General features: G+C 72.1%; 10 protein-coding genes. 4 read left to right on the plus strand and 6 right to left on the minus strand.

The genetic code is table 11. From position 1 onward, the window contains the following. Positions 1 to 4: 4 nt before the first annotated feature. The 5 genes from kdpC to ASE76_RS14605 all read right to left on the minus strand — a co-directional run bounded on the left by kdpC (position 5) and on the right by ASE76_RS14605 (position 5,848). Positions 5 to 589, minus strand: coding sequence for a potassium-transporting ATPase subunit KdpC (gene kdpC / locus ASE76_RS14590; protein ID WP_055840839.1), 585 nt, complete (start codon positions 587 to 589; stop codon positions 5 to 7). 28 nt (positions 590 to 617) lie between these two features. Next, positions 618 to 2,711: a potassium-transporting ATPase subunit KdpB gene (kdpB, locus tag ASE76_RS14595; protein ID WP_055840843.1), complete on the minus strand. Its 2,094-nt coding sequence runs from the start codon at positions 2,709 to 2,711 to the stop codon at positions 618 to 620. A gap of 23 nt (positions 2,712 to 2,734) precedes the next feature. After that, on the minus strand, positions 2,735 to 4,516 hold the full coding sequence (kdpA, locus tag ASE76_RS14600; protein WP_055840844.1) for a potassium-transporting ATPase subunit KdpA: 1,782 nt from the start codon (positions 4,514 to 4,516) through the stop codon (positions 2,735 to 2,737). Next, the gene (locus ASE76_RS20705) at positions 4,513 to 4,611 is read right to left on the minus strand and encodes a potassium-transporting ATPase subunit F (RefSeq protein WP_110464888.1); all 99 of its coding nucleotides are present in this window, start codon (positions 4,609 to 4,611) and stop codon (positions 4,513 to 4,515) included. Before ASE76_RS20705 ends, kdpA begins: the two co-directional genes overlap by 4 nt. Positions 4,612 to 4,936: 325 nt before the next feature. Beyond that, positions 4,937 to 5,848 carry a glutaminase gene (locus ASE76_RS14605; protein WP_055840847.1) on the minus strand — a complete coding sequence of 304 codons (912 nt, stop codon included), beginning with the start codon at positions 5,846 to 5,848 and terminating at the stop codon, positions 4,937 to 4,939. A 300-nt stretch (positions 5,849 to 6,148) separates the two neighbouring features. Between ASE76_RS14605 and ASE76_RS14610 the strand changes: the two genes are divergently transcribed. From ASE76_RS14610 to ASE76_RS14625, 4 genes are all read left to right on the plus strand, one after another. Then, positions 6,149 to 7,144: a hypothetical protein gene (locus ASE76_RS14610; RefSeq protein WP_055841414.1), complete on the plus strand. Its 996-nt coding sequence runs from the start codon at positions 6,149 to 6,151 to the stop codon at positions 7,142 to 7,144. Between the two features lie 396 nt (positions 7,145 to 7,540). Then, the gene (locus ASE76_RS14615) at positions 7,541 to 9,253 is read left to right on the plus strand and encodes an Hsp70 family protein (RefSeq protein WP_055840850.1); all 1,713 of its coding nucleotides are present in this window, start codon (positions 7,541 to 7,543) and stop codon (positions 9,251 to 9,253) included. Further along, positions 9,250 to 10,506 (plus strand): hypothetical protein, encoded by a 1,257-nt coding sequence (locus tag ASE76_RS14620; protein ID WP_055840853.1) that lies wholly within the window; start codon positions 9,250 to 9,252, stop codon positions 10,504 to 10,506. The genes ASE76_RS14615 and ASE76_RS14620 overlap by 4 nt, the downstream gene beginning before the upstream one ends. Before the next feature lies 1 nt (position 10,507). Further along, positions 10,508 to 11,263 (plus strand): DUF1266 domain-containing protein, encoded by a 756-nt coding sequence (locus ASE76_RS14625; RefSeq protein ID WP_055840857.1) that lies wholly within the window; start codon positions 10,508 to 10,510, stop codon positions 11,261 to 11,263. Between the two features lie 72 nt (positions 11,264 to 11,335). Here the strand turns inward: ASE76_RS14625 and ASE76_RS14630 are convergent, their stop codons facing one another. Then, positions 11,336 to 12,046: a Crp/Fnr family transcriptional regulator gene (locus tag ASE76_RS14630; protein WP_055840860.1), complete on the minus strand. Its 711-nt coding sequence runs from the start codon at positions 12,044 to 12,046 to the stop codon at positions 11,336 to 11,338. Positions 12,047 to 12,070: the final 24 nt, after the last annotated feature.

A 12,070-nucleotide genomic window follows, 5' to 3' on the forward strand; every position in this document is an offset into this window, starting at 1 on the left:
GCTATTATTTTCGTAGCGACTGGTCGAGCGCTAGGTTGAGCTGCAGCACGTTGACCCGCGGCTCGCCGAAGAAGCCGCCGAAGTGCGCCTCTTCGGTGTGCGCATCGACCAGCGCCTGCACCTTGTCGGCCGGCACCTGCCGCGCGGCGGCCACCCGGGCCACCTGGTAGCGGGCGCCCGCGGGGCTGATGTGCGGGTCGAGCCCGCTGGCCGAGGTGGTGACCAGGTCGGCCGGCACCGGCGCGGTGTTGCCCGGGTCGGCGGCGCGCAGGGCCGCGATCCGTCCCTGCACCGCCTCGGCCAGCGCCGGGTTGGTCGGCCCCTGGTTGGCACCGCCGGAAGCCGCCGCGTTGTAGGGCATCGGCGCGGTGGCCGACGGCCGGCCCCAGAAGTGGCCGGGGTCGGAGAACGGCTGGCCGATCAGCGCGGAGCCGACGGTCTTGCCGTCCTGCACGACCAGGCTGCCCGCCGCCTGGTCGGGAAACGCCGCCTTCGCGATACCGGTGACCGCCAGCGGATAGGCGATGCCGGTGAGCGCCGACAGCAGGACGAACAGGGTGAGCGCGGGGCGCAGGAGGGGTGTCTTCATCGCAATCTCCGGAATCGGTGTGGAAGGGTCAGCTCAGGTGCAGCGCCACCAGCAGCAGGTCGATCGCCTTGATGCCGACGAAGGGCACCAGCAGCCCGCCCAGCCCGTAGATGGCCAGGTTGCGGCGCAGCAGCGCGGCGGCGCCGATGGCGCGGTACTTGACGCCCTTGAGCGCCAGCGGGATCAGGAACACGATCACCAGCGCGTTGAAGATCACCGCCGACAGAATCGCCGAGCTGGGGCTCTCCAGCCGCATCACGTTGAGCGCCGAGAGCTGCGGGTAGGTGGTGACGAAGATCGCCGGCAGGATGGCGAAGTACTTGGCCACGTCGTTGGCGATCGAGAAGGTGGTGAGCGAGCCGCGGGTCATCAGCAGCGCCTTGCCGGTCTCCACCACCTCCAGCAGCTTGGTCGGGTTGCTGTCGAGGTCGACCATGTTGCCGGCCTCCTTCGCCGCCTGGGTGCCGGTGTTCATCGCCACCGCCACGTCGGCCTGGGCGAGCGCCGGCGCGTCGTTGGTGCCGTCGCCGGTCATCGCCACCAGCCGGCCTTCGGCCTGGTAGCGGCGGATCAGCGCCAGCTTGTCCTCGGGCGTGGCCTCGGCCAGGAAATCGTCCACCCCGGCCTCGGCCGCGATGGCCGAGGCGGTGAGCTTGTTGTCGCCGGTGATCATCACCGTCTTGATGCCCATGCGGCGCAGCTCGGCGAAACGCTCGCGGATGCCGGACTTGACGATGTCCTTCAACTCCACCACGCCGACCACCTGCGCCCCGTCGGCCACCACCAGCGGCGTGCTGCCGCGGCGGGCGATGTCTTCGGCCGCGCGCTGCACGGCGGGCGGCACGGTGGCGCCCAACGCCTCCACATGCTTCTTCACCGCGTCCATCGCGCCCTTGCGCAGCAGCCGCGGGCTGCCGCCCTCGCCCCGCAGGTCGGCGCCGCTCATCCGGGTCTGGGCGGTGAAGGGCACGAAGACGGCGTTGGCCGTGGCCGGCTCCTCGATGCCCATGCGCTTGGCCAGTGCCACGATGCTGCGGCCCTCGGGCGTCTCGTCGGCCATCGAGGCCAGCAGCGCGGCGCGGGCCACGGCGGCTTCGGTGAGGCCGGGCGCTGCCACGAAGGCCGAGGCCTGGCGGTTGCCGTGGGTGATGGTGCCGGTCTTGTCGAGCAGCAGCACGTCGACGTCGCCCGCCGCCTCCACCGCGCGGCCCGAAGTCGCGATCACGTTGGCCTGCATCATCCGGCTCATGCCGGCCACGCCGATGGCCGACAGCAGCCCGCCGATGGTGGTCGGGATCAGGCAGACCAGCAGCGCGATCAGCGCGGTGATCGTCACCACCTGGCCCGACTGGCCGGCCTGCACGCTGAAGATGGAGTACGGCAGCAGCGCGGCGGTCACCACCAGGAACACGATGGTGAGCGCCACCAGCAGGATGTTGAGCGCGATCTCGTTGGGCGTCTTCTGGCGCTTGGCGCCCTCGACCATGCCGATCATCCGGTCGATGAAGCCTTCGCCGGGGTTGGCGACGATGCGCACCACCAGCCAGTCGGACAGCACCCGGGTGCCGCCGGTGACGGCAGAGAAATCGCCGCCCGCCTCGCGGATCACCGGGGCCGATTCGCCGGTGATGGCCGATTCGTCGACCGAGGCCACACCCTCGGCCACCTCGCCGTCGAGCGGCACCATGTCGCCCGCCTCGACCAGCACCAGATCGCCCTTGCGCAGGTTTTCGGCCTGCTCGGGCAGCCAGGTGCTGCCGTGCATCGGCGCGGCGCCGGCGTCCTTGTACTTCTTGGCCCAGGCGGCCTTCTGCAGGCCGCGCAGCGACGCGGCCTGGGCCTGGGCCCTGCCCTCGGCCATGGCTTCTGCGAAGTTGGCGAACAGCACGGTGAACCACAGCCACACCGCCACCGCGGCGACGAAACCGAGGCTCGCCTCGCCGTGGCCGCGCGCGGCCTCCACCGCCAGCAGCGTGGTCAGGATGCTGCCGACGTAGACCACGAACATCACCGGGTTGCGCCACTGCACCCGCGGGTCGAGCTTGGCCAGCGCCTGCAGCAGCGCGGGCCGCAGCAGCGCCGGGTCGAACAGGGAAAAGGATTCTTTTTTCTGCGTACTCATGTCGTTTCTCCGGCGCGGCGGCTTTAGCGGCCGGCCCACAGCATCAGGTGCTCGACCACCGGGCCCAGGGCCAGGGCGGGCACGTAGTTCAGCAAGCCCACCAGCAGCACCGTGCCGATCAGCAGCGCCACGAACAGCGGGCCGTGCGTGGGCATGGTCCCGCTGTTGGCGGGCAGCCGCGGCTTGGCGGCCAGCGCACCGGCGATCGCCAGCACCGGCACGATCACCGCGAAGCGTCCGAGCCACATGGCGACCGCCAGCAGCACGTTGTAGAAGGGCGTGTTGGCCGACAGACCGGCGAAGGCGCTGCCGTTGTTGTTGGCGGCCGAGGTGAGCGCGTACAGCACCTCCGAGAAGCCGTGCGGCCCCGGGTTGGCGATGCCCGCCGTGCCCGCGGCCACCAGCACCGCGACGGCCGTGCCCGCCAGCACCAGCGTGGGCGTGACCAGGATCACGATCGAGGCCATCTTGATCTCGTAGGCCTCGATCTTCTTGCCCAGGTACTCGGGCGTGCGGCCGATCATCAGCCCGGCGATGAACACCGCCAGGATCGCGAAGACCAGCATGCCGTAGAGACCCGAGCCCACGCCGCCGAAGACCACCTCGCCCAGCTGCATCAGCACCAGCGGCACCATGCCGCCCAGCGGGGTGAAGGCGTCGTGCATCGCGTTCACCGCGCCGCAGGAGGCCGCGGTGGTGACGGCCGCGAAGAGCGCCGACGCGTCGATGCCGAAGCGCGTCTCCTTGCCCTCCATGTTGCCGGCGCCGCCGTCCATGCCGAGCGCGGTCAGCAGCGGGTTGGCGGCATGTTCGGCCGCGATCACCGCGACCACCGCGGCTACGAACAGCACCGCCATCGTGGCCAGCACCGCCCAGCCCTGCCGGCGGTCGCCCACCACGCTGCCGAAGCTGAAGCACAGCGCCGCCGGGATCAGGAAGATCGCCAGCATCTGCAGGAAGTTGGTCAGCGCCGTCGGGTTCTCGTAGGGGTGCGCCGAGTTGGCGTTGAAGAAGCCGCCGCCGTTGGTGCCGAGCATCTTGATCGCCTCCTGCGAGGCGACCGGGCCCATGGCCAGCGTCTGGGTCCGGGTGGTGGCGTCCTCCAGTACCGGCTTGCCGTCGGCACCCACCACCGGCTGGCCGTCGGCGCCCGTCCTGGGCTGCTGGTAGGCGACCGATTCGACCATCTCCACGCTCTTGTAGCCGTCGAGGTTCTGGATCGTGCCCTGCTGCACCATCACCAGCGCCAGCACCACCGACAGCGGCAGCAGCACCCAGCCGGTGATGCGGGTCACGTCCACCCAGAAGTTGCCGACCGCGCCGGCCGAGCGTCCGGCGAAGCCGCGGATCAGCGCGAAGGCCACCGCGATGCCCGTCGCGGCCGAGAGGAAGTTCTGCACCGCCAGGCCCAGCATCTGCACCAGGTAGCCCATGGTGGATTCGCCGGCATAGCCCTGCCAGTTGGTGTTGGCCACGAAGCTGACGGCGGTGTTGAACGACGAATCGACCGACACCGCGCCCAGCCCCTGCGGGTTGAACGGCAGCCCGCCCTGCAGCCGCTGCAGCGCATAGACCGCCACCGCGCCGAGGGTGTTGAAGGCGAGCAGCGCCAGGGCGTAGTGCTTCCAGCCCATGCCCTGGGCCGGATCGACGCCGGCCACGCGCCACAGCGGCGTCTCCGCGGCCTGCATCCAGCGCGGCAGCGCGCCGGTGCACAGGCCCGCCAGTGCGCGGCCCAGCGGCAGCGCCAGCACCAGCAGCACGGCCAGGAAAAGGCCCAGCAGGCCCCAGGCGGCGGCGCTCACAGGTCCTCCGCGCGCAGCAGCGCCACGACCAGGTAGACCAGCAGCGCCAGCGCGGCGAAGCCCGCCGCGCCGTAGAGGGTGGCGGTGGCGATCATGGCCGGCCTCCGCGCTGCGGCCGCAGCGTTTCGCAGCCGTGCGCCATCGCGGCCGCCAGCCCCCAGAACAGGGCGATTCCGCCCAGTGCCAACACGTCCCACCCGTCCATAGACCACCCCGCGCATCGCGTAAAAATCGATGCGCCAAGTCTCGTCAACGGTGCGTAAAAACGGGGGCGAGACTCCTGCGGGCGGTATAAAGAAACCGTAAACGTTCGCTATCGAATCGATAGCTATAAGCCGGCGCAGGACGCCGGCAGGAGACCGATTCAATCTGCAATCCACGGCCTGCGGTTCGAGGGGCCGGCGCGGCCGGCCGCCACGCTCAGAAGACCGACAGCCCCGTCTTCGCCACGAACAGCTCCAGCGCCTGCATGCCCAGGTGCGAGTTGCCGCTGTGGTCGAGCGCCGGCGACCAGACGCAGATGCTCAGCTCGTCGGGCAGGATCGCGACGATGCCGCCGCCCACGCCGCTCTTGCACGGCAGCCCGACGCGGAACGCGAATTCGCCCGCCGCGTCGTAGGTGCCGCAGGTCAGCATCAGCGAATTGATCCGCCGCGCCTGCCGGTCGGTCACCACCGGCTCGCCGCCGTAGGGGTGCGCACCGTTGCGGCACAGGTAGCCGGCGGCGCGCGCCAGCTGCACGCAGTTCATCCGGATGGCGCACTGGTGGAAGTAGGCGTCGAGCACCTTCGCCACCGGGTTGTCGATCTTGTCGAAGCTCTTCATGAAGTTGGCGACCGCCAGGTTGCGGTAGCCGTTGGCGGCCTCCGAATCGGCGACTTCGGGGTCGATCGCGATCGGCTCGCCGCAGACGCTCTCGAGCAGCGCCAGGATCGCCGCGGGCGCGTCGCCCAGGCTCACCAGGCGATCGGCCACCGCGATCGCGCCGGCGTTGATGAACGGGTTGCGCGGCACGCCCTGCTCGAACTCCAGCTGGATGAGCGAGTTGAAGGCGGTGCCCGACGGCTCCCGGCCGATGCGCTCCCACAACTCGTCGCCGAGCGCCTTCATCGCCAGCGTGAGGGAGAACACCTTGGAAATGCTCTGCACCGAGAACATCTCGGTGCTGTCGCCGCTGGCCGCCTCCTGGCCGTCGCAGGTGCGCAGAGCGATGCCGAAACGCTCGGCCGGCACCCGGGCGAGCGCGGGAATGTAGTCGGCGACCTTGCCGGCCTGGCCGAGTTGTGGGCGCAGTTCTGCGGCGATCTCGTCGAGGACGGTCTGGAAATTCATGGGAAAGCGGCGCCTGAAGAGAAGAGGGCCTGCATTGTGGAGCGGGGCCTGGCGGCACGGGTGTCGGCACGAGACCCGTCAGGGCGCGGTATTTTGCCCCGGACAAATGAGGACCCGCGGTCGGCATCTCCGCCTACGAGCGCCCTTTACAAAGCTACAGGACGTGAGGAAAAAGCACTACGTGCGCTCGGGCCCGTCGAGCCGATCCACAACGGTGCACGTCCCTACCATTCAGCCCATTCGCCACTGCAGGCGAAGCCCGTGTGCAATCAGGCGCCGGGGAACCACCACAACGACACCATGATCACCACCACCTCCAACCTCGCGGACACGCAGCGCTTCTACGGCGCCCCGATCTCCTGGGGCGCCATCTTCGCCGGGCTCTTCCTGGCCCTGGCGACCTACCTGTTCCTGGGCGTGCTCGGCACCGCCATCGGCTCCGGCGCGATCGACGCCACCGAGCGCAACCCGCTCGCCGGCTTCGGCACCGGCGCGGGCATCTGGGTCGGCGCCTCGACGCTGATCGCACTGGCCGTCGGCGCCTTTTTCGCGGGTCGCAGCGGCACCGGCCGCGGCGTGCTGCACGGCGTGCTGTGCTGGGCGCTGACCACGCTGGTGACGGTGTACGCACTCTCGTCGCTGGCCGGTGGCGTCGTCGGCACCGCGACCCGCGTGGCGGGCAGCGGCATCGCGCTGGCAGGCCAGGGCGTCGCCGCCGCGGCACCGACCATCGCGTCGGGCGTGAAGGGCGAGCTGCAGAAGAACGGGATCGACTTCGACTTCTCGGATGCCCGCAACCAGCTGGAAGTGCTGCTGCGCCAGACCGGCAAGGCCGAACTGAATCCCGACACGATCAAGTCGAAGGCCGGCGAAGCGGTGCAAGACGGCAAGTCGACCGCCGCCGATGCGGCCACCACGCCACAGGCTTCGGGCGACGACCTGGGCGCGTTCTTCGACCGCCTGCGCCAGAAGGCCCAGCCCGCGCTGGACGCCGCCGACAAGGAAGCCCTGGTCAACGTGATCATGGCCCGCACCGGCAAGAGCCGCGCGGAAGCCGAGCAGATCGCCACCAACTACGAGCAGACCTACAACCAGGCCGTCGCCAAGTACGAGCAGCTGAAGGTGCAGGCCGAACAGAAGGCTCGCGAAGCCGGCGATGCCGCCGCCAAGGGCGTGAGCCAGGCCGCATGGGCCGGCGTGCTGGTGATGCTGCTGGGCTTCGCCGTGTCGGCCGGTGCCGGCTTCCTCGGCCGCCGCAGCGCACTGCGCGCCGAGCCACCGATCGTGGTGGTTTGATGCCGCTGCAGATGCGGTAGCCAGGCTGCCGCAAACGCCGCATCGACCCGCGCCCTGCCCTCGAAAGATGGCAGGGCGCATTTGCGTCCGGCCGATACCCGACCGTTCATGCAGAAACCCCGCAGCAGGACGGATGGCGGCTGCGGAGCCGCATAGACTTCGCGCGCTCCCGCACCCGCCGCCGGATCGCGCGCACGGCTTTCCGCCCTCCGGATCGAGCGCCGCGAGCCGCGCAGACGGCATGCGGACGATGCGAACCGACACGCCCGATGCCCTCCCAGAAGACCCCCCGTCCCCTCCCGCCCTCCCCGTCCGCGTTCTGCGCGGCGGCCGCACCGGCGCCCCATCGCCCGGCCGACTCGCCGTCTTCGGCGATGACCGCGCCATGATGTCGGCATCGACCTCGGCACCACCCATTCGCTGGTCGGCGTCTGGCGCGACGGCGTGGAGCTCATCCCCAACGCGCTGGGCGAGGTGCTGACCCCGTCGGTGGTGAGCCTCGACGACTCTGGCACCATCGTCGTCGGCGCGGCGGCCCGGGAGCGGCTGGGCAGCCATCCCGACAGGACCGTCGCCGCCTTCAAGCGCTACATGGGCACGCCGCGGCGCCTGGCGCTGGGCACGCAGACCTTCCGCGCGGAAGAGCTGGCCTCCTTCGTCATCCGCGCGCTGCGGGCCGACGCCGAGGCGTGGCTGGGCGAGCCGGTGACCGAGGCGGTGGTGACCGTGCCGGCGTACTTCAGCGATGCGCAGCGGCGCGCCACCCGGCTGGCCGGCGAACTCGCGGGGCTGAAGGTGGAGCGTGTGCTCAACGAGCCGACCGCCGCCGCGCTCGCCTACGGCCTCTCGGCCGGCTCGGTGGGCCAGGACGGCTCGGTGCTGGTGTTCGACCTGGGCGGCGGCACCTTCGACGTGTCGGTGCTCGACATCCACGGCGGCATCGTCGAGGTGCGGGCCAGCGCCGGCGACAACTTCCTGGGCGGCGAGGATTTCGACGACGCGCTGGTGGCCTGGTTCGTCGCGCAGACCGGGCTGCCCGCGCCCGGCGCGCTCGACGCCGGGCCGCAGGGACTGCTGCTGGCCGCCTGGCTGCGCCGTGCGGCCGAGGCGGCGCGGCGCCGACTCAGCACCCACGACAGCGCGACCATGGCGGTGCAGTTGCCCGACGGCACCCGGGCCGAGGCGCTGCTGACGGCCGAGGCCTTCGCCGCGCTGGCCGAGCCGCTGCTGGAACGCCTGCGCCGCCCGATCGCCCGGGCCCTGGCCGACAGCCGCATCCGGCCCGCCGAACTGGCGCAGGTGGTGCTGGCCGGCGGCGCCACCCGGATGCCGCTGGTGCGCAAGGAGGCCGCGCGCCTCTTCGGCCGGCTGCCGCTGCACGGCATCGACCCCGACGAGGTGGTGGCCCGCGGCGCCGCGGTGCAGGCCGGCCTGAAGATGCGGGCCGCCGCGCTGCAGGACGTGGTGCTGACCGACGTGGCGCCCTACACCCTCGGCATCTCGGTGATGGAGCCGGGCGGTGGCAGCAGCGATGGCGACACCGGCCGCATGCTGCCGGTGATCGAGCGCAACACCGTCGTGCCGGCCAGCCGCCTGCGCAGCGTGGTGCCGGCGCAGGATTTCCAGCGGCAGGTGCAGGTGCGCATCTACCAGGGCGAATCGCGGCTGGTGCGCGACAACATCGCGCTCGGCAGCTTTTCGCTGGCGCTGGTGCCGCGCCGCATGCAGGACCAGTCCATTGCGGTGCGCTTCACCTACGACATCGACGGCATCCTGGAGGTGAGCGCATCCTCCGAAGCCGACGGCACCAGCCGACGCATCGTCATCCGCCACGGCGCCGACGCGCCCGAGGTGCACGACACCGCGGAGCGCCGGGCGGTGCTGTCGGCCCTGCAACTGCATCCGCGCGACGGCGCGGCGCACCGCCTGCTGCTGGCGCGTGCCGAGCGGCTCTACGAGGAACTGCTGGGCGCGGGCCGCGAAACCCTGGGCCAGGCCATCGACCGCTTCGATGCCGCCCTGCACGCGCAAGACCCCGAAGGCGTGCACGACGCCGCGCGCGCGCTGGCCACCGTGCTGCAGCGCATCGAACCAGGACACCCCACGTGACCGACGCCCCCACCGCCCACGACTGGACCACCCTCGGCATCGTCCCGACCGTCGACCTCGACGCGGTGCGGCGCGGCTACCGCGAGCGGCTGCGCAGCACCGGCCCCGAGCGCGACCCCGAAGGCTTCCAGGCGCTGCGGCAGGCCTACGAGCGGCTGCTGGCGCATCTGGAGCATGCCCAGGCCGGTGCGCCGGCCGACGGTGGCACGGCGTGGGCGGAAGACGCGGCCGATGCGGCACGCGCCTTCGTCGACCGGCTGGGTGCCCTGCGCGCCACCGGCGACGGAGACGCGGCGCGGGCCTGGGCCGCGCAGGCGCTGGGCCGCCATCTGCCCGGCTCGGCCGCGCTGGACGCGATCGAGGACCTGCTGCTCGACGAGGTGGCGCTCGACACGCGCCTGTCGCCGCCGCTGTTCCGGATGCTGGCGGCGCGCTTCGACTGGCACGACATCCAGGGCCGTGCGGCGCGGATGGATGCCGAGCGGCACGCCGCGGTGCTCGACCGCATCGCGGCCGAAGAATGGATGCAGGGCCTGCACGACGCGGCGGCATCCGGCGACCGGGCCGTGCGCGTGGCCGCGCTGCTGGTCGCGCCGCCCGGGCGCGCCGCGGCGCTGCTGTCGGCCGCGCCGCTCGATGCCGACGAACGCCAGCAGGTGCGCCGCCAGTTCGAGGCCTTGCTGGCCCACGCCTATTTCGTGCTGACCCGTTTCGACGGCGCCACGCTGGCGCTGCTGCGCGAGGCCGTCGAAGGACCGCCGCTGGTGGCCGACGCGCCGCCGGCCCCGGCGCCTGGCCCGGCGGGCGGCCCCGCGATCGGCATGTCGCTGTCGCCGCGCCGCCGGCTGCTGGTGCGGGCGGTGGCGGTGGTGGCCGCCGTCGGGGCGGTGGCCGGGCAGCTGTGGTGGAAGCAGTCGCGCCCCGAGGCCGCGCGCGGCACCGACACCTCGCTGGCGGAAGAGGTCGCCACGCCGCTGCTGAAGGACCCGCGCACGCCGTGGCTCGCGCTGCGCGAAGAGCCGGCCGGCCTGTACGTCGACTGGGCGCCGGTGATGCGCCTGCGCCGCGCGGTGGCCGAACTGCGCATCGGCGCCAACGTGGAGGAACCTGCGACCGCGATGCCGCTGCCGGCGCTCGATGCACCGATCGGCTTCGTCGCCCCGCGCGACATCCTGTTCCTGACGATGCGCGTCCGTTACCAGGACGGCACCTGGTCCGAAGTGCGCCGGTATCCGGTCTGGGAGGGCCGCTGACATGGACGGTATCGAATGGCGGCATGCGGCGGTGCCGCTGCCGGTGGGCGAGCGTGCATGGGCCTACGCCCTGGGTGCGCCCTACCACGCGGCCCACGGCCTGTGCGTGGACGGCGTGGTGCACGGCGACCCGCTCGGCGAGTTCCAGCAGCCGATGCTGGCGCGCGACTGGGGCATCCGCGGCCGCGAGGAGCTGATCGTCCAGATGAACCACCTGGGCAGCGAGGGCCACCGGCTGCGCCACGGCCGCACCCTGCGCCATTTCGCGATGCTGTGGCGGCCCGCCGTCGCGGCGCTGCGCGAGGAGTTCCGCAGCACGGTGCGCGAAGGCGGGGAGGCCGCCGAAGACGCGGCGGCGCAGCTCTGGCGGCTCGATGCGGTGCAGGCCGACCGCGACGCGATCCGCAGCACCAGCCTGCTGGCCTTCGACACCGCGCGCGGCGTGATGCTGGCCCGCGCCGGCCTGATGCTCGGCTGGCTGGATGAGGACGAAGCCTGGGCCTACATGACCGCCGCGGCGCGCGAGGCGCGGCGTACCTATGCCTCCTGGGACGCCTACGGCGCCGGCTTCGTGCTGGCGCGCAACGTCTGGGCCGGCACGGCGACGCAGGACCTGTTCGACGAGGTGGTCGCCGCGCTGCGCACCGCGGCCGACAGCCCGTGGCGCCGCCTGCCGTGGGACCTGCCGGGGCTGGCCGACCTGCCCCCGCCCCGCCCCGCCGGGCCGGGCGAACTGGTCTGGACGCTGGAGCGATGAGGCCCCCGGCCACCCGGCCCCGCACCTGAACGCCAGGCCGCAGCCGGGGCGCCGGCCGGTCCTCGCGGCCTCTCAGGCGTCTGCCCGCCAGGCCCGCAGCGCGGACAGGTCCAGCACCCGCACGCCGCCGTATTCGATGCGGATCAGGCCCGCGCCCTGCAGCGTCGCCAGCGCCTCGTTCACCCGCTGGCGCGACAGGCCGACCAGGTAGGCCAGCTCCTGCTGCGTGATGCGCAGCATGTCGCCGACGCCCGCATACAGCACCGGGTTGAAGAGCGCGGCCAGGCTGCGGGCCACCCGGGCGTCGGGGCTGGTCAGGCGGTCGGTCTCCAGCGCGGCGATGAACTGGCCGAGCCGCTCGTTGAGCTGGTTCATCACGAAGCGGTTGAAGCCGATGGAATGGTCCAGCAGCCAGTGGAAGTCGTCGGCCGGCAGGCCGGCCACCACGCTGCGGCGCAGGGCCTGGATGTTGTAGCGGTAGGGCTCGCGCTTGAGCACCGTGCCCTCGCCGAACCAGCCGCCGGGCGGCAGGCCGGCGAAGGTCACGGTGCCGCCGTCGTGGCGGTCGTTGCCCATCTTGAGCAGGCCCTCGACCACGCCGAACCAGTAGGTGACCGGCCGGCCGATGCGGCAGATCAGGTCGCCGGGCTCGGCGTCGGAGATCACCAGCGCGTCGACCGCGCGGCGCTGCAGCGGCGCGTCGACCGCGCGCAGCCAGGGGATGCCGCGCAGGTCGTCGTCGGTGGGCGCACGGCGGCGGGCGAGCAGCGGGTTGTCGGACATGCGTACAGCATCCGGCAAACGGCG

Source organism: Xylophilus sp. Leaf220 (genome assembly GCF_001421705.1).
In the GTDB taxonomy this organism is placed as follows: Bacteria; Pseudomonadota; Gammaproteobacteria; order Burkholderiales; family Burkholderiaceae_C; genus Xylophilus.